This window comes from Bradyrhizobium sp. USDA 241 (genome assembly GCF_049739505.1).
In the GTDB taxonomy this organism is placed as follows: Bacteria; Pseudomonadota; Alphaproteobacteria; order Rhizobiales; family Xanthobacteraceae; genus Bradyrhizobium; species Bradyrhizobium liaoningense.
Window position 1 is genome coordinate 100,740 of sequence record NZ_JBMGPZ010000004.1, and the last position, 20,284, is coordinate 121,023.

Below are 20,284 nucleotides of genomic sequence, written 5' to 3' on the forward strand. Positions count from 1 at the left end.
CCCGTTCGCCCAACCCATCCCTCAAGCGCGTTGCAAAGTACCGGTCGTCAGGCGGCGAAAAGCCGAAGGCAATCCTGTGCGCCTCGTCAGACAAGATGTGCGGCCGCATCAATCGGGCCCAAAAGCCGCACTCTCACGAATAGGACGGGCTAGATGGCGAACGTTATCAGGCAGCAATGCGAATTGATCGGGGGTAAGCGAGCCGCGTAACTGCGTTGAAGGGACGTCAAGTGCTCCCGGTGCGTTCGGCACGCGCGAGCCGGTTTGATCTGCTGGTACGGTGACGTCGGGTGGCGAGGGAGTGGCTCGCGGTGCCGGGACATCGGCAGACGGCAACACGGGGCCGCTCGGAGGTGTGGGCCCCGGTACCGGAGGGCCTCCAGCCGCAGGTGAATCGCTGACCGGCGGCGGCACGTTTGGCGGTGCAGGCGGCGTCGAGCTGGCCGGAGGATGGCCTAACCAGCTTTGCAGATAATCATGCGCGAAATGCATGGCGCTCGCGCCCAGCGCACCACCAAGCGCACCCATCAGCGCGCCTTCGATAAGCGCCTTTCGTTGCCAGCCTTGTTCCTGCTTCTTGGCACCGCCGAATGCAGCCGTGACCGCCAGGCGCGAGGACGCACCCGCTGCTGCGCCCGCGACCATCGCCGAGCCGATGACAACGGCGATACCGGGTGTCGTCGCGACAAAGGCCGCCATGGCAAACTGTGCGCCGATACGAACGGCCGCGCCGGTTGCTGCGCCGAGAAGGAGCGCAGGCGCTTTGTCCTTCGCTAAAGCGAAGATGGTTTTGGCGTATTTCCATTCATCGCGAACGGAAGGCGGCTGGTGTGGCTGCGGTTGCGCGCGCGGAGGGATCGGGCGTGGCGTGCCTGCGGAAAATGGCGGCGCAGAAGCAGTAGGCTGCGTCTGCGGCCCAACATTTTGCGGCGCAGGTGCCGTGGATATGGTTGGCGCGGGCCCTGCCGGTGCTGGAGACGGCGTTGGCGTCGGTGCAACGCTTGGTTCCCGTTCAGTTATTTCAGGCGCGACCACGGATTCATTATCTGCTTCCGCGGGAGGAGTGACCACGATAGGACCGGTTTGCTCGTCTCTGGCCTCGGGCGCGGCCGACGGTTTTACGGCGGCGATCTTGGCAACGACATCATCCTCGGAATCGTCCGGCGCATAGCCGATCTCGGTTACGCCGCTGTTCATCAACGCATCAAGATCGCGCACGACATTACGCGCGCGCTTTAGATTCTGCGTGTGCGAATTGGCCACGTTCGTGCCGTTTTTATCCTGGAATTCACGCGCGGCCTTGAGGTACCCCTCCCAGCGCTCTTTCATGAAGGCCTTGGCCTTCTCGATATTCGATACCTGCGGCTCAGTTTCTTCCGGCTTCGATTGCGTTCTCCGGAAGACCAGGGGAAAGCCCATGTCGTCACCTGCGAAGGGCACGCTTGGCATGTGACTATTTCGTATTTCAGCGATCTGCTTGACCGCTTCTTCATAGGCCTCAGGGCGTGCCTTTGCGAAGATGATTTTGTGCACGCCGCGGCTTTTAAGCATATCGAGAGCCGTACGTATCAATATGCACGCCTGACTGGATTCCGCTTCCCATTTTCGTTTGGCTTCCTCGTCCCGGACGGCATGCTCGTAGCCCCGATCGGTGTGTAGATCGACACGGCGACTGTAATAGTCGTGAAGCTCATCCGTAAAATAGGGCTTGAGGTCGAAGTCTCCCGCCGTAGCCTCGGCCTGTTCCTGGGCGGCGCGGATATCTTTTTCGAGTTCGGTCGCAAGCGTGAAGTAAGGTGGTTCTTGGTCGGGCGCGAGCGTTTCCCGGATTTCCATGTTCTGCCGTTGCAGGGCGTCCACCCATCCGGCGGCGGACAGCAACGGCTCCATCATCACCTTCAGGAAAGCATCGCCTTTATCGAACGGGTAGAGAAAGGCCCGCTTCAGCGGCGTCGACATCAGGATGTAACCGGCGTGGGTCTTGATCTCCAGGAATCCGGCGTCCGGCAAGTCTCCCTTGGTATGGACAATGGCCCGTCCATCCTTCTGCGCGAGAAAGGCTTCACGGTAAGCGATCCCGCGCACGCGATTGAAAAGGGAATCTGCATGGCCGTCCCGCAACCGCGTAAGCTTGGCAAAGCCAGGGAGAAGATCGACGAGATCGCTCCACAGCGGCTCCTTGTGGGCGTTCTCGTTATTCTCGTCGTTTGCAGGTTCAGTCATGGCCGTCTCTCGTCAAAGTCATTTTTGGTTATGGAGTGTTTTGTTGAAATCGAATGCTCTTGGCCTTCGCGGCAGGTGCGACAGAAGGCACGCGCTCTGGTGAAAGCGCTTCTAGCTCGCTGGCGCGGAAAAAGCCGGAGTAGCGCCCCGTCCTGGGATCAAGCGCCGATGCCCAGCGCTCGCCGTTTCCTTCGAGATAATGCTCGCCAACAAGCAGCGGCGTGACGAATTACGCCTCGGGTGTCCAGGTTGCAGTATTCTTTTGGGACGCGGCGAACAAAATGCCACATGCCGTTCCGCCGCGTGAGGAAGTCAGGCATGACTCACCCCGCTGTTGGACGGTTTGTTGGACGCTTTCGGGTGCAAGGCTTGGCTCCAAGCCGGGTGAACCGGAAAGAGCCTATCGTCGCCATCCTGTGAAATGGCGGGAATATTTTGTATCTTCAATTTTTTGCCTCCGATTGGAGGCTCTTAAGGACGCCACACGCTTCAAAGAACTGGCGGACGGGAGAAGCGTTAGGTGGCGCTCCCCCTAGGGGAATCGAACCCCTGTTTCAGCCTTGAGCGAGCATTGGTGTCAGCGCTCGTTACAAGTTGAGTTCGATCGACCGGCGGATCCGAGACTATGTCGGTGCGAGTCCCTTCATTTTCATTCACACCGACCGCAACCCACAGGCCGGACTAAGCGGCATCTGGGCAACGTGCATTGCGCTCGCTTGAGCGCGACCGAAATTCACGTGCCTGGCACACTAGCGCTCTCGTGGTAGCTATCTGGTAGCTACAGAGCTGGCCCCGGTTGTTTGGACAGCGCCCCGCTGGATTTAAGTGGATTCCTGCCGGGTTATGCTGAACGCGGGGCTTTACGGTTTTGTCGTTGCGTCGGGAGGGCGTAGCCCGACCAGAGCGACGACAAAACCGTCGGCGACGGTCATGCGGCCATCACCATAGCTTGCGTGCCGAAGTAAGCCTCGTCGGGCGTGCGCCCGTCAAGGCTCGAGTGAGGGCGTCCCTGATTGTAGAAGGCCAGATACTTGGCAATTGACGCTCGCGCCTCGGACACGCTGTCGTAGGCGCGGAGATATACTTCTTCGTATTTGACCGTGCGCCAGAGCCGCTCGACAAACACGTTGTCGCGCCAGGCGCCCTTGCCGTCCATGCTGATGGCGATCTTCGCGTCCAGCAGCACATCGGTGAACTCGAGGCTGGTGAACTGGCTGCCCTGATCCGTGTTGAAAATCTCGGGCCTGCCGTGCTTCGCCAACGCCTCCTGGACCGCTTCGACGCAGAAGGCCGCCTCCATTGTGATCGAGACGCGATGGGCCAGGACCCGTCGGCTGAACACATCGACGACCGCCGCGAGATAGACGAAGCCACGCCGCATCGGAATGTAGGTGATGTCCATTGCCCACGCATGGTCGGGCCGCTCGATCTTCAATCCGCGCAACAGGTACGGGTAGATCTTGTGACCCGGAGCCGGCTTGCTCGTGTTCGGGCGACGATAGACCGCCTCGATCCCCATGCGCTTCATCAGCGTCGCGATGTGGCGGCGACCGGCGTATACGCCCTCCCGCCGCAGCAACGATCGCAGCATACGCGCTCCCGCGAAGGGATAATCGAGATGCAGCTCATCGAGCCGACGCATCAAGGCAAGGTCCTCGGCCGAAACTGGCCGAGGTTCATAGTAGACCGTGCTGCGAGCCAGCTTCAGGACCTTCGCCTGGCGCACGATAGAAAGATCATGATCGCGGTCGATCATCCCTTTGCGCTCAGCAGGCCCGCCTTGGTGAGCGCGCCGGACAAAAAATCGTTTTCCAACGCCAGCTCGCCGATCTTGGCATGTAACGCCTTCAAATCGACCGGCGTCTCGGCCGATGTCTTGTCATGCCCAAACACGCCGGCGGCGCCTTCCAGGAGCTGGTTTTTCCAGATCGTGATCTGGTTCGGATGAACATCAAACAGTTGCGCCAGCTCCGCCAGTGTCTTGTCGCCTTTGACCGCAGCCAAAGCAACCTTCGCCTTGAATGCCGGAGAATGCGTCCGGCGGCTCTTCTTCGTCATCTTCGCTCCTGATTCGCAGCAAGAATCCTCGCCGCTGTCAGGCAGAAAATCCACTCAAGCTACTGTCCGAATTTGCGGGGCCAGCTCTGTGGCTTGAGTGTGCCCGGTTATCGCGTCGTTCATCTTCTCCGGCATCCCAATTTCGTCAGCCCGCCTCTTAAAAGTATGGCGCCAAGCATGGTTCGGACTAGGGTCTGTACCTAAATAGCGCCACGTGATTCTCTTGCCTACGTGTTGATTCGGGGGCGAGAGAATGCGCGCTGGTTTGTTTTGGCTGAACGACAGGCAATGGGCGCGTATCGAACCGCATCTGCCGAGGGGACTGACGGGGCCGGATCGGGACGACGACCGACGCATCGTCAGCGGCATCATTCACATGCTGCAATCGGGTGCACGATGGCGTGATTGTCCACGTGAATACGGCCCTTACACGACGATCTACAATCGCTTCAATCGCTGGGCCAAGCGAGGACGATGGTGCGCAATCTTCGAAGCGCTGGCCAAGCCTGGCGAAGACGGCGTCGTACTGTCGCTCGACTCGACCTCGATTAAAGCTCACCGGTGTGCCTCCGGCGGAAAAGGGGGGAGCACAATCAAGCAATCGGCCGCTCGCGCGGAGGCCGCACGACAAAAATCCATGCGCTGAGCGATCCGCTCTGCCGGCCGGTCGTCCTGCATCTGACTCCAGGCCAGGATGCCGATATCGCTGCGGCTCCCGATGTCCTGGCGCTCGCGCCACCCATGAGCGTGCTCCTCGCCGACAAAGGGTATGATGGCGACAAGCTTCGCGGCGAAATCATTCGTCGTGGCGCCAAGCCCGTAATCCCCAATAAATCTAACCGTGTCGTCATCCATCGCTTCAACAAACGCGCCTACAAAGGACGAAATGTCATCGAACGCTGCTTTTGCAGGCTCAAGGACTTCCGGCGCATCGCCACGCGATATGACAAGCTCGCCCGTAATTTTTTGGCCGCTGTTCATCTCGCCGCTCTCGTCGCATATTGGCTCAATTGAGTCTGGACCCTAAGTCCGGGGTCCTTGACGCCTGAGCTATGGCGGAATCTGGGTGATGACGGTGTGAGGAAGGCGGCGTATCGAGGCGGGTGACGAGCCTGCCAGAACCTCTCGAGGAGAGCGATACGCCATGACCGAGACTACCAATGTTCTTGCTTTCCGTCAGCCGTCCGCGGTTGATGATCCACTGACCGATATCGTTCGTGCCGGCGCGCGGGACCTGCTTGCCAGGGCGATCGAGATCGAGGTTGGCGCGTTTCTGGCCAGCACGGCCAATCTGACGCTGCCCGACGGTCGAGCGCGCCTGGTCCGACATGGGCACGGTCCGGTGCGCGAGATTGCGACCGGCATCGGTCCGGTGGAGGTCGCTCGTCCCAAGGTCCGCGACCGCGGAGCGAGCGGGCCAGGCGACCGCCTCCGCTTCAGTTCGGCAATCCTGCCGCTATGGGCGCGGCGGACGAAGAGCCTGGATGCCTTGATCCCGGTCCTCTATTTGCGCGGCATCTCGACCGGCGACTTCCAGGAGGCGCTCTCGGCGCTGCTCGGCAAGGATGCGCCGAACCTGTCGCCTTCGGTGATCGCCGGCCTGAAGGCCGATTGGCAGGTCGAGTACGAACGCTGGCAGAGACGCGATCTGTCGGCGCGTCGCTATGTCTACATCTGGGCCGATGGCGTGTACCTGCAGGCCCGCATGGAAGATCACAGCGAATGCATGCTGGTGCTGATTGGCACCACGCCGGAAGGCAAGAAGGAGCTGATCGGCTTCCAGGTCGGCGTGCGCGAGAGCGCGCAGAGCTGGCGCGAACTCCTGATCGACCTGCGGCAACGCGGGTTACGGATTGCCCCGCAACTCGCCATCGGCGACGGCGCCCTCGGCTTCTGGAAGGCACTGGACGAGGCCTTTCCCGGCACGCGGCACCAACGATGCTGGTGCCATAAAGTGAGCAACGTACTCGACAAGGTCGCCAAATCCGTGCAGGGCCCCATGAAGAACGACCTGCGGAACATCTATCTGGCCCCACACCGGGCCGAAGCTGAAACCGCGATCGACGTCTTCGTCGAGAAATACCACGTCAAATACGGACGTGCGGTGGAGTGCCTGATCAAGGATCGCCATGCGCTGCTCGCCTTCTTCGACTTCCCTGCTGAGCACTGGATCCACCTACGCAGCTCGAACCCGATCGAGAGCGTCTTCGCCACGGTGCGCCACCGAACGGTGCGGACCAAGGGATCGCTGTCGCAACAAACTGCGAAGCTGATGGTGTTCAAGCTCATCGACGCCGCATCGAAGACCTGGCGGCGATTGAAGAGCACGAACCAGTTGCCGAAAGTCATCGCCGGTGTAAAGTTCATCGACGGAATCGAAGTCATTCCGAACACTGAAAGCCACGCCGCCTGATCAGGCCGCGTCACCCAAAATCAGCCATAGCTCTTGACGCCTAACCCCCGGACCCATTCTCCGAGGTGCGCCCGGGCAGTATCGGCACGCGACCGCGTCGGCTTCAATGGATCAGCGCTCAAACGCTGCGCTGTCTTGTCGTTGTAGAACAGCGCGCCCTTCCCCACCTGCCTCACCATCTCAATGAAGCCTTCGGCAATGAGGTGCTCGTGGATAGGCACAGTGCGCGGCTTTGCTGTCTTGATCGTGCCCGCGTCCGGCGTGAGCTTCATCACGAACAGCCCCTTGCGATCCTCCACGTCGATGCCCCGCAGCTGCGTGATCTCCCCAGGCCGCGCCCCCGAGTAGGCACATAGCCACGGCACCCAACGGCGCGTCCGCTCAGTAGGCGTGGCGGGCTTCTGAACGGCTAAGCTCGCTTTCAGTATGGTGCTTGCTTCAGCGTCGGTGAAGCTCCGGCCCTCCTCACGCGTCTGCACCCTCCGCGGCACGTCCACCCGCACTTCCTTGAATGGGTTTTGCGCAATGCGCTTGTGCTCGCGAGCCCAGCCGAAGACGCGCCGAGAGGACGATAGCCACACTTCGCGCACAGTTACTGCCTGCCGCTCCTTTGTAATCAGGCCATGCACCCACTTACGCGCGGCGTCCTCCGTGATCCCGTTTGCTCCTACCTCTGCAAACTCCCGCTGCATCTCAAGGAAAACGGCACGCCAACGGGTCACCGTCTTGGATGCATGCGCGTTTCGCGGGATCGTGAGCGCGGATTTCAGGGGATCGTGAGCAGAGATTTCAGACGATCGTGAGCAACGATTTCGCGGGATCGTGAGCAAGGCTTTCGGAGCCTTGCAGCGCTTCGGCCGACAACTCAACCGGCTTAGGGATGACCTCGTGGTTAACGAGGAAGTCCAATGCCTACCCAGAGATTGTCGATGCGCCGGATCAAGGAAGTCCTTCGGTTAAAACATTTTCAAGGCCTGCCAGAGCGGGCCATCGCGCGGAGCGTGGGCGTCAGCAACGGCGTTGTGCACAGCTACCTGAGCCGCGCCCGCTCTGCTGGGTTGAGCTGGCCGCTTCCGGAGGGAATGACCGATGAAGACCTGGAGCTTTTGCTTTTCCCGGCCCCACGACCAGCGTCTCAGAGCCCGCAGCGGCCGGTGCCCGACTGGAGCTACATCGATAAAGAGCTCCGCCGGCGCGGCGTAACCCGTCGCCTGCTCTGGGAGGAGTATCGCGCCGTTAATCCCGACGGTTTCGGGTACACGTGGTTCTGCACTACCTACGAGGCCTGGAAGGGGCGGGTCCGACCTTCGATGCGGCAGATTCATCTGGGCGGCGAGAAGGTGTTCGTGGATTTCGCCGGCGACACCATCGACATCGTCGATCCCCTGACCGGGGAAGTGCAGCCGATGAAGCTGTTCGTCGCGGCGATGGGCGCTTCGAACTACACCTACGCCGAGGCCTGCCCCAGCGAGAGCTTGGCCGACTGGATCCGGGCCCACGTCAACTTGTTCACGTTTTTGAGCGGAACGCCGACGTTCGTGGTCTGCGACAACCTCAAAGCCGCCGTCAGCAACCCCGACCGCTACGATCCCGGCCTCAATCGCACTTATGCCGAGATGGCGAGCCATTACGGCACGGCCATTCTCGCCGCACGGCCGCGGCGCCCAAAAGACAAGGCGAAGGTCGAGGTCGCGGTGCAAATCGCCCAGCGCTGGATTCTGGCCCGGCTGCGCAATCAGCGCTTCTTTTCCCGGGCCGAGCTCAACGCCGCCATCAAGACACTCGTCGACGAACTCAATGCTCGTCAAATGCGTGGCTTCGGCTCAAGCCGCGCCGAACTGTTTGCCGAACTCGACAAACCCAAGCTAACCCCGCTGCCAGATCAGCCTTATGCCTTCGCACGCTGGAAGCGCTGCCGCCTCGCTCCCGATTATCATGTCGAGGTCGACGGCCATTGGTACTCCGCGCCGTATCGTCTGATTGGCGAGCTGGTCGATGCCCGTATCGACGATCGGACGGTCGAGATCTTCCACAAGGGCCAGCGGATCGCCAGCCATGCCCGCGCGCCCAACCGACGCGGACACACCACCATCGCCGACCACATGCCCAGCGCCCATCGCCGCTACGGCAAATGGACCCCCGCCGCGGTGATCGCCGCCGGCGAGCGGATCGGTCCTTCGACAGCAGCGTTTTTCCAGGCCGTGATCGACGCCCGCCCCCATCCAGAACAAGGCTTTCGAACCTGCCTTGGCATTCTGGCGCTCGTCAAAAGCTACGGCGCCGAACGCCTCGACGCAGCCTGCCGGAGGGGCATCCTCATCAAGGCGCGCTCCGTCGCCTCGATTAGATCGATCCTCCAGAACGGCCTCGATCGCACGTTCTTCGACGAATCTTTCGAGCACCAGCCCCTGCGCCACGGCAACATCCGCGGACGCGACTACTTCCACTGAAGCAAGGAGAGACCCGGCATGCTTAACCACCCAACCCACGAACGGCTGATCGAGCTTGGCCTGACCGGAATGGCCAAGGCCTTCGAGGAGCAGCGCCGATCGCCCGATCTCGAAGCCCTGCCGTTCGAAGATCGCATCGGCCTGTTGGTCGACCGCGAAGCCGCCGAACGCGACACCAGGCGGCTCACCACGCGCCTCAAGATCGCCGCACTGCGCCAGACTGCTTGCGTCGAGGACGTCGATCTGCGCACCCCGCGGGGCATCGACCGCGCCGTTTTCGCCAAACTCGTCGAAGGTCGCTGGATCGATCGCCACGAGAATTTGCTCGTCACCGGGGCAACCGGCCTGGGCAAAAGTTGGTTAGCCTGCGCGCTCGGCCACAAGGCCTGCCGCGACAACCGATCAGTCCTCTATCATCGCGTTCCAAGGCTGTTCGAGGCGCTCGCGCTCGCGCGCGGAGACGGACGTTACGCCCGGCTCCTCAAAAGCCTCGGCCGCGCTCAGCTTCTGATTTTGGATGATTGGGGACTATCGGTGCTCACCGCCGCGGAACGCCGCGATCTGCTCGAAATCCTCGAGGACCGCCATGGCCGCGCATCCACCATCGTCACAAGTCAGCTCCCCGTGGACACCTGGCATGGAGCCATTGGGGACCCCACGGTCGCCGACGCCATTCTCGATCGCCTCGTCCACAACGCCCACCGCCTCCAGCTCACCGGAGAAAGCATGCGAAAACGCAGCGCCAAAACCATCACCCTTGACGGCCAACCAGAACACTGACTCTATCTCCCATCGGCCGTAGCGGGCTGCTCACGATCGTCTGAATTCAGTGCTCACGATCGCGCGAAATCGATGCTCACGATCCGTGAAATCCGCAGATGCAGGCTTCGTTGCAAGAACGAAGGCCTCGAAAAGATCCCAGCAGCTCACACTTGGCGAGCGCGCGGTCCCATCTGTGAACGGCGGAAAGGTGTCGGGGGTATTGTCGCGCGAGTAATCACCTTTCGCCCGTCTCTCAAGCACCGACAAAGCGGGCAACAGGTTGTCGCTAACCGCGTCTACGAACAGCGCGTAGGCGGTAGCGTTCAAGGCCTTACCCTCGCCGGCAAGGAAGGTCGCTGTGCGCGCCAGCTCAGCCACATGCGGTCGCACCGCCTCACGAACCTCGGGCGCCCTCTCCCAATCGGAGTGCGGATCTGAGCTGGGGTCCTCTTCGTAACTGTCAGGGGCCTCATCCCGCAGCACATCCCAAACGAAGTAGTCGGCCGTTTCTCGCCAACGTTTCGCCGGCCCGGGGTCATCCTCATGCTGCTTTACGAACCAGTTGTACCAGCGGCCCGCTAGCGCGATTGCGTTGAGCTTGGTGAGCGGCTGGCCCTCGCCGTTCCTTTGGGCACGCAGGGTGGCGACGCGCGTTTCCACCTCGGCCTCCCACTCTCCGAGGCGGGCCTTGGCTTCATGCTTGGGAGTGCCGGCTGGGAGCTTGAGGTGCGCCTCGCGCTTGTGCCCATAGAGCCGTTGGTAGTCCTCGCGGACGTCCTCGGGGATGCCCTTCCGGGCGAACCACCGACCATCCGGTGCTCGGTTCAACGCGACCATACGCAATGCCATTTGTAACGCCTTTTGTATTTTAGGCGGCACAAATCCACTTGGTCTATCAATAAGATGCTGAGAATGCGGGGTTATCCGCAACGGTGGTACAGTTGGGTGGGCTCGAACCACCGACCTCCTGTTCCACAGACAGGCGCTCTAACCAACTGAGCTACAACTGCATCCTGGCGAGCCGCGCCTTGGGACGCCCTTGGACAAGGGCCGGTGCCGAGGGGGCTGGACGGGGCGGAAACTAGGTGCAACGGGCGTTTTTGGCAAGGCCGCAATGGGGCGAAAAACCTGCGGAAATCACGTTCGGTGCGGGGAAATCCCCTGCTCCGCTTGCGGGCACCGCATCTGATGCCCGCGCTTAGGGCGCTTACGCTTCCACAGCGTCATGGCCGGGCTTGTCCCGGCCATCCACGCCTTTGCGCGAGCTACCCAAGAACGTGGATGCCCGGGACAAGCCCGGGCATGACGACGTTTCCGGATTTCCATGTGCACAAGCGGGAGAGGCAAGAAAAAACCCGGGCGTTTCGGCCCGGGTTTCCTGAAGTTCAAACCAGCCTCGCCGCTCAGGCGGCGGACGGATAGTACTTCGAGGCGGAGGCCTTGATCGGCTCGGCGGTCTCGGCGGCGACGCGCTGGCTGAGCTCGACCAGCTTCTTGGCCTGCGACTGCAGGGTCTCGAACTGCTTGCGGGTGTGGCCGGTCCACAGCTCGAGCGCTTCGGCCGGCGACTTCAGGCCGAACAGCTGCTGGGCGAAGTCCAGCTGGGCGCTGGTGTTGGCCTTCATGAACTCGACCAGCTTGGCGGTGTATTCGCTCGCGCCCTTGCTGGCGCAGGTGAAGACAGCCTCGACGGTGCCGTTGTGGGTCTCGGCGGCGTCCTTGAACTTGGCGTAGTTTTCGCGGGCCTGCGCCGCGCCCTTTTCGGCGAACGCACGCATCTGCTCGGGAACCTCGAACGGAATGATCGAGGCAGAAAACGGATCAGTCGCACCTGTCATGGTTGTCCCTCACGCTAAATGAAAAAATCGAGTGAGCCTTCTGGCGCGCCCGCCGGCCCCGATCTTGGGGCATTCAGCGGGTACGAAGTCTGGAAACGCGAAACGAATGAGATGGCTCGCCCAGCGCCCAGCACCATATGTGCCTATCATGTCAACATTGTGCATCGCAACGCGCCACGAAGGTGCGCTGCGAAATTTAATCTCGGGGAGGGTGAGGTTCCGGTACGGGGGAACCGGGGGTTGAGGTAATGGGGTGCGTTGAGCGCGCGATGACGAGCGGCTTTCTTACCCTCCCCTGGGAGGGGGAGGGTCGATCGCGCGCAGAGAGCTGGCCCCGCAAATTCGGACAGTAGCTTGAGTGGATTTTCTGCCTGACAGCGGCGAGGATTCTTGCTGCGAATCAGGAGCGAAGATGACGAAGAAGAGCCGCCGGACGCATTCTCCGGCATTCAAGGCGAAGGTTGCTTTGGCTGCGGTCAAAGGCGACAAGACACTGGCGGAGCTGGCGCAACTGTTTGATGTTCATCCGAACCAGATCACGATCTGGAAAAACCAGCTCCTGGAAGGCGCCGCCGGCGTGTTTGGGCATGACAAGACATCGGCCGAGACGCCGGTCGATTTGAAGGCGTTACATGCCAAGATCGGCGAGCTGGCGTTGGAAAACGATTTTTTGTCCGGCGCGCTCACCAAGGCGGGCCTGCTGAGCGCAAAGCGATGATCGACCGCGATCATGATCTTTCTATCGTGCGCCAGGCGAAGGTCCTGAAGCTGGCTCGCAGCACGGTCTACTATGAACCTCGGCCAGTTTCGGCCGAGGACCTTGCCTTGATGCGTCGGCTCGATGAGCTGCATCTCGATTATCCCTTCGCGGGAGCGCGTATGCTGCGATCGTTGCTGCGGCGGGAGGGCGTATACGCCGGTCGCCGCCACATCGCGACGCTGATGAAGCGCATGGGGATCGAGGCGGTCTATCGTCGCCCGAACACGAGCAAGCCGGCTCCGGGTCACAAGATCTACCCGTACCTGTTGCGCGGATTGAAGATCGAGCGGCCCGACCATGCGTGGGCAATGGACATCACCTACATTCCGATGCGGCGTGGCTTCGTCTATCTCGCGGCGGTCGTCGATGTGTTCAGCCGACGGGTCCTGGCCCATCGCGTCTCGATCACAATGGAGGCGGCCTTCTGCGTCGAAGCGGTCCAGGAGGCGTTGGCGAAGCACGGCAGGCCCGAGATTTTCAACACGGATCAGGGCAGCCAGTTCACCAGCCTCGAGTTCACCGATGTGCTGCTGGACGCGAAGATCGCCATCAGCATGGACGGCAAGGGCGCCTGGCGCGACAACGTGTTTGTCGAGCGGCTCTGGCGCACGGTCAAATACGAAGAAGTATATCTCCGCGCCTACGACAGCGTGTCCGAGGCGCGAGCGTCAATTGCCAAGTATCTGGCCTTCTACAATCAGGGACGCCCTCACTCGAGCCTTGACGGGCGCACGCCCGACGAGGCTTACTTCGGCACGCAAGCTATGGTGATGGCCGCATGACCGTCGCCGACGGTTTTGTCGTCGCTCTGGTCGGGCTACGCCCTCCCGACGCAACGACAAAACCGTAAAGCCCCGCGTTCAGCATAACCCGGCAGGAATCCACTTAAATCCAGCGGGGCGCTGTCCAAACAACCGGGGCCAGCTCTCAGCGCGAGCGGGGTGGGGTGATCTTTCCACTCGGGCACCGCCTGGGTGGAGAGCCTGTCATCCCACCTCGGTTCGCATTTCGCTTCGCTGCATGCGAACCGATCCTCCCCCCTCCAGGGGAGGATGGGCACCTCTTGTGCGGCATGGGCTTTGAACCGCCCCACCCGCGAATCCCTTGGATGCAACGGCGCTGCGGCTTGCGGGGTTGGCACCATTAAGGTTATCGCCGCTTGGGGCGCCCTTTCGGGCTTGCGGCCGTGGACCTGCCCGCGCCTCTCGGGCGATAACTCTTTCTTAAGGCTGCCATTCCGGCAGCCGCCACCTGATGCGTGAGCGACAGCCGGCCTTATGACGCGTTCGGATTTCCAGTTGCGAGGTGAGGGCGATCCGCGGCTGGCCGTGCATGCGACTTCGCCGCTGGCCACCTGGCTATGGTCGGTCGACGGCTCGCGCGTGCTGTGGGCCAATCCGGTCGGCGCAAACCTGTTCGGCGCGGTGAATAGCGCTGGCCTCACGGACAAGGTGTTCGGCCCGGCGGATCGCCATCGCCGCCAGGTGGCGCGGCTCGCGGGCCAATTGCCGGCGAACGGCACGGTGCGGCTCGAACGGCTGCGCGGCTTCGGCGCCCGGCTCGGCACGCTGATGACCTGCGCCTGCGCGCGGCTCGACTTTGCCGACGGCGGCCATGCTGTGCTGGTCACCGCCATGGATCCCACCTCGCGCCCGATGCCGCTGGTCGAGCGGCTGTCTCGCCTGGTCGCGGGCGCCAAGGTGCCGATGGCCGCGTTCGCGCCGGACGGATTGTTCGTCGGCGCCAGCGAGGCCGCCCGCTCCCTGCTCGGCTTCCGCGATCTCTTTGAGGCCGGCCTCGACCGGGCACGCAGCGATGCGCTGGCGACCGGCCGCGCCGCGACGCCGATCGGCATCGGTCAGATGGTGCTGCAACGGGTCGGCGCGGGGGCCGATGTCGGCCTGGTCGCGCTGATCGAGCCTGCCGCCGAGACAGCGGCGGCGCGCGAGGCCGCGCCCGAGGTGGCGCCCGATATCGCACGCGGCCAGCCGGCTCCGCCCGCGCCCGAAGTTACCCCCGTCGAGCCTGCGGCCGCAGGGCCGGAGGACGCGCAGCCTGCGCCGTCGAACGCGCCGCCGTCCGCATTCGCGCTGTTCGACGCCTTCACCGAACCGGCCGAAACAGCTGCGCCAGGCGAGACGATCGCGCATACGCCCGGGCAGCCCGGCTGCGAGGCGACACCGGACGTCGCACCGGTCCGGACCATTGAAGAGCCGGTCGCGCCGATCGTCCCCGCCGCGGCCGAAGCCACGCCCAAGACTCCGGTTGAAAACCCGGCAGAGGCCATTGTGTCGCCGCAGGTTGTGCCGATCACTCGAGCCATGGTCGAGCCGGAGTCGGAGTCCTCGGGCCAGCAGGAGCAGCCCGCACCGCGTCAGCATCCGCTGCGCTTCCTCTGGCAGATGGATGCAGAGGGCCGCTTTTTGCTTCTCTCCGATGAATTCATCCGACTGATCGGCGCGCACACGGCCGCCGGCTTCGGCCGCCCCTGGCGCGAGATCGCCGAAACATTCTCGCTCGACCCGGACGGGCGCGTCGCGCAGGCGCTTGCGAGCCACGACACCTGGGCCGGCATCACCGTGAACTGGCCGGCCGACGGCGGCGAGCGTCTTCCGGTCGAGCTCGCGGGCCTGCCGGTCTACGACCGCGAGCGCAATTTCGCGGGCTTCAGGGGATTTGGCGTCTGCCGCGATCTCGACGGCCTCAACCGGCTCGAGGCGCTGCGCCGCTTCGAGCTGCTCGTCGCGCCGCCGGCGCAGCAGGACCTCGCCGCTGACGCCGCCGGGCCCGCTCCGGAGCCGGAGGCCGAGCCCGACGTTGAGCCCGAAGCCGAGCTCGAAGCAGAGCCCGCAGCCGAGCCGGAAGCAACGGCAGCGCCTCCGCCGATCGAACCGCCCGAACCCGAGCCGACACCCGAGCCTGAACCGGCAGCCGCCACAGCCGACGCGAATTCACACCCAACCGATCTGGAAACGCCCGTGGAAACGCCTCCCAATGTCGTGCCGTTCCGACCGTCCGGCGACACGCGACCGCCGACGCTGACGCCGGTCGAGAACAGCGCGTTCAACGAGCTCGCGCGGCAATTGTCCGAACGGCTCGAACGTGATCGCGAGACGATCGCGGCCGATGCGGCCGAGCCGGCGGCGGAGACCGCAGCCGAGCCACCGGCGCCGGAGCCGCCGCTCACCGCGGCCGAATGGCTGAGCGAGCCCGCAGCCCCGGCGCGCGGCATCAGTGCGCGCGACCGCACGCTGCTCGATCTGTTGCCGACGGGAATCCTGATCTACCGGCTCGACCGCCTGCTCTACGCCAATCCCGCCTTCCTCGCGCGCATGGGCTATGCCAGCCTCGGCGCGCTGGAGAATGCCGGCGGGCTCGATGCGCTCTATGTCGAGCCGGGCGTGTCGTCAGCGAGCAGCACCTCGCAAGGCGGCACGCCCGTCACGATCAGCGCGACGGTTGCGAACGGCGAAGCGCCGCTTGCGACGACCGACGCGCATCTGCACACGATCGACTGGGACGGCGAGAGCGCGCACGCGCTGATCTGCGCACTGCCGCAGGCGACACCGGTCGCCGCGGCGCCCGTCATCGCAGAGACCGTGATTGCCGAATCCGTCGTCGCCGGGTCCGTCGTCGCAGCGTCCTACACCTACGAACCCGAGTCCGCGGCGGGCGAAGCCGAGGCCGAGGATCTCGCCGCCATCCTCGACACCACGGCCGAGGGCATCGTCATGTTCGATGCCGAAGGCAACATCCACGCCTGCAACCGCAGCGCCGAGGCGCTGTTCGGCTATGACGGCGAAGCGCTGCTGGAGCAGAACCTCTCGACGCTGTTCGCGCCCGAGAGCCAGCAGATCGTCGCCGATTATCTCGAAAGCCTGAAGAGCCAGGACATTGCGAGCCTGCTCGACCACGGCCGCGAGGTGCTGGGACGCGAGAAGAAGGGCGGCGTCATTCCGCTCGCGATGATCATGGGCCGCACCCGCCCCGACGGCCCGAACTTCTTCGCCGTGTTCCGCGACCTCTCGCAGAGCAAGAAGGGCGAGAGCGAATTGACGCAGGCCCGCCGCCTCGTCGACGGCGCGGCCAATGCCAAGGCCGACATGCTGGCGCGGATCAGCCATGAGATCCGCACGCCGCTCAACGCCATCATCGGCTTTGCCGAGGTGATGATCTCCGAACGCTTCGGCGCGCTCGGCAACGAGCGCTATGGCGAATACATGAAGGTCATCCGCGCCTCCGGCGAGCGCGTCATCGCCATCATCGACGACCTGCTGGAGCTGTCGCGGATCGAGACCGGCAAGCTCGACCTCACCTTCGACAACCTCAACCTCAACGACCTCGTCGAAGCCTGCGTCGCGGTGATGCAGCCGCAGGCCAACCGCGAGCGCATCATCATCCGCACCTCGCTCGCCCATGCGCTGCCGCAGGTCAACGTGGATGCGCGCGCGATGCGGCAGATCACCATGAACCTGATCTCGAACTCGATCCGGCTCGCCAGCGCCGGCGGCCAGGTCATCGTCTCGACCGCGCTGACCGACCACGGCGAGATTGCCTTGCGCATCCGCGACACCGGCCACGGCCTCACCGAGCGCGAGGTCGCCGCCGCGATGGAGCCGTTCCGCACCCCGCCGCCCGGCGATGCCGCGGACAGCGCTGCGCTGAGCCTGTCGCTGACCAAGGCCCTGGTCGAAGCCAACCGCGCCCGCTTCAACATCAAGAGCGCGGGCCACGGCACGCTGATCGAGGTGGTGTTCGCGCCGGCGCTGGCGAAGGCCTGAGGCGCTCACTGGCTTGCGGGAAGACCGCGCCCAAGCGCCGCCGCCTGCTGCAGGCTGATGCCGTTGGCCAGCGGGTCGGCGTGGCGATGCGCCAGGTGCCACTCGGTGCCCACGCGCCGGTAGACGAGCGTCACGCGCAGAGCCCATTCCTGCGCGGGCAGCCCTCCGACCTCGACGCTGTCCCGCTCGATCAGCGCCAGGACGACCATGTCCTGCGAGCCATAGGTCTGGACGACCTCCTGCCTGTGCGTTCCGTTCCTGAAGAACCGGCCCATCCGCTCCCACCTTTCGGGCGTGTACTCCGCGGCCTTTGACGGGACCCCGCCGAACGGCGACATCAGCACGAAATCGTCGGTGATGGAGATCATCTGCCGATAGGCCCCGACGTCGCCGCGCATCAGCGCCGCGTTCGCCTGCTGGGTATGGTCGATCAGTTTCGCGATGACGTCGTCGGCCGTGGCCGCCTCGGCGACGACGAGCGGCATGCACGCCATCCCTGCGAGCGTGTGACGCCTGGACACCGCCGCGGGCGCGGCTGCGCGAGAGGCTTGATCGTTCTTCATTCGAGGGCTCCGGTGTTGAGGGTCCGACGTGGCTGTACGAGACCCTGGATGCCGCTTTGAGCGTCATGAATCCAGTGATAAGATTTCAGGAGCATGATGAATCCTGCTCAGCTTGCACGGATCGACGTCAGCCTCCTCGTCGTGTTCAGCACCGTGCTGGAGGAGCGCCAGGTCTCGCGCGCGGCGGACAAGCTCAAGCTCACGCCCTCGGCGGTGAGCCACGGATTGGCCCGACTGCGGCGCATCTTCCACGATCCGTTGTTCCTGAAGACGCCGAGCGGCGTGAAGCCGACGGAGCGTGCGCTCGCGCTTGCAGGTCCCGTCGCCGAACTCCTGGCGCGCCTCGATGCGATCGTGTCGGCCGCCGAGCCCTTTGACGCGCGAACGGCGAGGCGATCGTTCACGATCGGCACACCGGATGCGCTGGCCGCGGTGTTTCTCGCGTCTCTCCTCGAGACCCTGGCCCGGGAGGGCCCGGGGATCGACATCCGGCTGCTGCAGCTGATGCCGCAACGTCATGGCAAGCCGTCGAGCCAGGTCTGGCACGACACGCTCTCCGAGCTTGATTCGCACCGGCTCGACCTCGCCGTGCTGCCGGTCGGTCCGCTGCCGTCACGTTACGCCGAACGGCTGCTGTTCGAGGAGACCTTCGTCGTCGCCATGCGCAAGGGCCACACGATGGCCCGCAAGGTCACGCTCGCGACCTACCTGGCAGCAAGGCACATGCTGGTCTCGGCGACCGGTGATGCGCTCGGGATCGTCGACGTCAGGCTTGCCGAACGCGGCCATTCCCGGCGCGTGGCGCTGACCGTGCCCAACTTCATGTTGGCGCTGGCGCAGCTCGCCGAGAGCGATTTCATCGCGACCTTGCCGCGCCATCTGGTCGAACGCCATGCCGCGCGTTTCGACCTGGTGATGCGTCCCGTGCCGTTTCCGTGGACGCCCGACCCGGTGCGTGTCGTCGCCTCGCAAGCTGCAATGGCGGATGCCGGTGTCGCCTGGCTGTTCGAGACGATGGCGCGTTGCTTGGGTCCGCCGACGCCGACAGCGCCCAGACGTCGCGTCTCCGCCTGATGCCCGAATAACAAAAAGGGCACGGCGCTTGCGGCGCCGTGCCCTTTCGCATTCCTGTCGCCTGGTCTCAGCTGTAGATCTCGAACAGGCCGGCGCCGCCTTGGCCGCCGCCGATGCACATCGTCACCACGCCCCACTTCGCCTTGCGGCGGGCGCCTTCCTGCAAGAGGTGTCCGGTGAGACGGGCGCCGGTCATGCCGAAGGGATGGCCGATCGCGATCGAGCCGCCGTTGACGTTGTACTTGGCGGGATCGATGCCGAGCTGGTCGCGGCAATACAGGCACTGGCTGGCGAAGGCTTCGTTGAGCTCCCACAGATCGATGTCGTCGATCTTGAGGCCGGTGCGCTTGAGCAGCTTCGGAATCGCGAACACCGGGCCGATGCCCATCTCGTCGGGCTCGCAGCCGGCGGTCGCCCAGGCGACGAAGCGGCCGAGCGGCTTCAGGCCGCGCTTCTCCGCGTCCTTGGCTTCCATCAGCACCACGGCGGCGGCGCCGTCGGAGAGCTGGCTGGCATTGCCGGCGGTGACGTATTTGCCGGGGCCCTTCACCGGCTCGAGCTTGGCAAGGCCCTCCAGCGTAGTCTCCGGCCGGTTGCACTCGTCGCGGTCGACGACGTAGTCGACGATGCTCTCGGCCTTGGTCTGCTTGTCGACGACCTTCATCTTCGTCTTCATCGGGACGATCTCGTCCTTGAACTTGCCGGCCTGCTGCGCCGAGGCCATGCGCCGCTGCGATTCCAGCGAGAACTCGTCCTGATATTCGCGGCTGAGCTTGTAGCGCTCGGCGACGATGTCGGCGGTGTCGATCATGGCCATGAAGATGTCGGGCGCGACCTTGAGCAGCTCCGGGTCGACCGATTCCTTCGGCGTGGCGCCGCCGGGGATCGAGATGCTCTCGACGCCGCCGGCGACGATGCAGTCGGCACCGTCCGAGCGGATCGAGTTGGCGGCCATCGCGATGGTCTGCAGGCCCGAGGAGCAGAAGCGGTTCACCGAGACGCCGGCGGTGGTCTTCGGCAGGCCGGCGAGCAGCGCGGCTTGGCGGCCGATGTTCGGCGCGCCATGGGCGCAATTGCCGAGATAGCAGTCCTCGACATAGTCCTTCTCGACGCCGGCGCGATCGACCGCGTGCTGGATGGCGTGCGCCGCGAGCGACATCGGCGGCGTAATGTTGAACCCGCCGCGGCCGGATTTTGCCAGGCCCGTGCGCGCATAGGAAACGATGACGGCTTCACGCATGTGTTTCTCCCTTTCGAACGATTGGTACGGAGCGTAGTTACGACGCGTTCTGGGCGCCATTGGTACACAAAGTTGGACAGGCGCGGGAAAGAAAAACGCCGCCTCCGGGTGACGGAGGCGGC

General features: G+C 63.9%; 14 protein-coding genes and 1 tRNA gene. 7 read left to right on the forward strand and 8 right to left on the reverse strand.

Annotation, left to right across the window (positions count from 1 at the left end):
• Positions 1-108 precede the first annotated feature (108 nt).
• Both ABIF91_RS10165 and ABIF91_RS10170 read right to left on the reverse strand, forming a co-directional pair.
• Entirely contained in the window at positions 109-2,223 is a 2,115-nt protein-coding gene (locus ABIF91_RS10165; protein ID WP_424579139.1) for a hypothetical protein, read from the reverse strand.
• Positions 2,224-3,151: 928 nt separating this feature from the next.
• Positions 3,152-4,281 (reverse strand): IS3-like element ISRj2 family transposase gene (locus tag ABIF91_RS10170; protein WP_424578689.1). Its coding sequence is split into 2 segments (ribosomal slippage): positions 3,152-4,029 and positions 4,029-4,281, totalling 1,131 coding nucleotides; the frame shifts between segments, so codons are not numbered across the junction.
• Positions 4,282-4,534: 253 nt separating this feature from the next.
• On the opposite strand from ABIF91_RS10170, the gene ABIF91_RS10175 reads away from it, so the two are divergent.
• Positions 4,535-5,295, forward strand: a protein-coding gene (locus tag ABIF91_RS10175; protein WP_110115998.1) for an IS5 family transposase whose coding sequence is annotated in 2 segments (ribosomal slippage) — positions 4,535-4,874 and positions 4,874-5,295 — 762 coding nt in all. Because the reading frame shifts where the segments join, the coding sequence is not laid out codon by codon here.
• A gap of 130 nt (positions 5,296-5,425) precedes the next feature.
• Positions 5,426-6,694 carry an IS256 family transposase gene (locus ABIF91_RS10180; RefSeq protein ID WP_038952271.1) on the forward strand — a complete coding sequence of 423 codons (1,269 nt, stop codon included), beginning with the start codon at positions 5,426-5,428 and terminating at the stop codon, positions 6,692-6,694.
• A 20-nt stretch (positions 6,695-6,714) separates the two neighbouring features.
• On the opposite strand, the gene ABIF91_RS10185 is transcribed toward ABIF91_RS10180, so the two are convergent.
• The gene (locus ABIF91_RS10185; RefSeq protein WP_424579140.1) at positions 6,715-7,524 is read right to left on the reverse strand and encodes a hypothetical protein; all 810 of its coding nucleotides are present in this window, start codon (positions 7,522-7,524) and stop codon (positions 6,715-6,717) included.
• 78 nt (positions 7,525-7,602) lie between these two features.
• On the opposite strand from ABIF91_RS10185, the gene istA reads away from it, so the two are divergent.
• Positions 7,603-9,144, forward strand: coding sequence for an IS21-like element ISFK1 family transposase (gene istA / locus ABIF91_RS10190; RefSeq protein ID WP_304495197.1), 1,542 nt, complete (start codon positions 7,603-7,605; stop codon positions 9,142-9,144).
• Between the two features lie 18 nt (positions 9,145-9,162).
• A complete protein-coding gene (istB, locus tag ABIF91_RS10195) occupies positions 9,163-9,924 on the forward strand; it encodes an IS21-like element ISFK1 family helper ATPase IstB (protein ID WP_011090937.1) in 762 nt (253 codons plus the stop codon).
• 30 nt (positions 9,925-9,954) lie between these two features.
• Here istB and ABIF91_RS10200 read toward each other — a convergent pair whose 3' ends face one another.
• From ABIF91_RS10200 to ABIF91_RS10210, 3 genes are all read right to left on the reverse strand, one after another.
• Positions 9,955-10,743 carry a hypothetical protein gene (locus ABIF91_RS10200; protein WP_035718142.1) on the reverse strand — a complete coding sequence of 263 codons (789 nt, stop codon included), beginning with the start codon at positions 10,741-10,743 and terminating at the stop codon, positions 9,955-9,957.
• Positions 10,744-10,839: 96 nt separating this feature from the next.
• A tRNA-His gene (locus tag ABIF91_RS10205) sits at positions 10,840-10,916 on the reverse strand.
• 393 nt (positions 10,917-11,309) lie between these two features.
• On the reverse strand, positions 11,310-11,744 hold the full coding sequence (locus ABIF91_RS10210; RefSeq protein WP_424579141.1) for a phasin: 435 nt from the start codon (positions 11,742-11,744) through the stop codon (positions 11,310-11,312).
• Between the two features lie 412 nt (positions 11,745-12,156).
• Between ABIF91_RS10210 and ABIF91_RS10215 the strand changes: the two genes are divergently transcribed.
• Both ABIF91_RS10215 and ABIF91_RS10220 read left to right on the forward strand, forming a co-directional pair.
• Positions 12,157-13,286, forward strand: a protein-coding gene (locus ABIF91_RS10215; RefSeq protein ID WP_129557670.1) for an IS3-like element ISRj2 family transposase whose coding sequence is annotated in 2 segments (ribosomal slippage) — positions 12,157-12,409 and positions 12,409-13,286 — 1,131 coding nt in all. Because the reading frame shifts where the segments join, the coding sequence is not laid out codon by codon here.
• 495 nt (positions 13,287-13,781) lie between these two features.
• Complete coding sequence (locus ABIF91_RS10220) at positions 13,782-17,285, forward strand: PAS domain S-box protein (protein WP_028180062.1); 3,504 nt, start codon at positions 13,782-13,784, stop codon at positions 17,283-17,285.
• 5 nt (positions 17,286-17,290) lie between these two features.
• On the opposite strand, the gene ABIF91_RS10225 is transcribed toward ABIF91_RS10220, so the two are convergent.
• Positions 17,291-17,770, reverse strand: coding sequence for a YybH family protein (locus ABIF91_RS10225; RefSeq protein WP_035672127.1), 480 nt, complete (start codon positions 17,768-17,770; stop codon positions 17,291-17,293).
• 171 nt (positions 17,771-17,941) lie between these two features.
• On the opposite strand from ABIF91_RS10225, the gene ABIF91_RS10230 reads away from it, so the two are divergent.
• Positions 17,942-18,922, forward strand: coding sequence for a LysR family transcriptional regulator (locus tag ABIF91_RS10230; RefSeq protein WP_050995253.1), 981 nt, complete (start codon positions 17,942-17,944; stop codon positions 18,920-18,922).
• A gap of 67 nt (positions 18,923-18,989) precedes the next feature.
• Here ABIF91_RS10230 and ABIF91_RS10235 read toward each other — a convergent pair whose 3' ends face one another.
• Positions 18,990-20,162, reverse strand: coding sequence for a thiolase family protein (locus tag ABIF91_RS10235; protein ID WP_035672129.1), 1,173 nt, complete (start codon positions 20,160-20,162; stop codon positions 18,990-18,992).
• Positions 20,163-20,284: the final 122 nt, after the last annotated feature.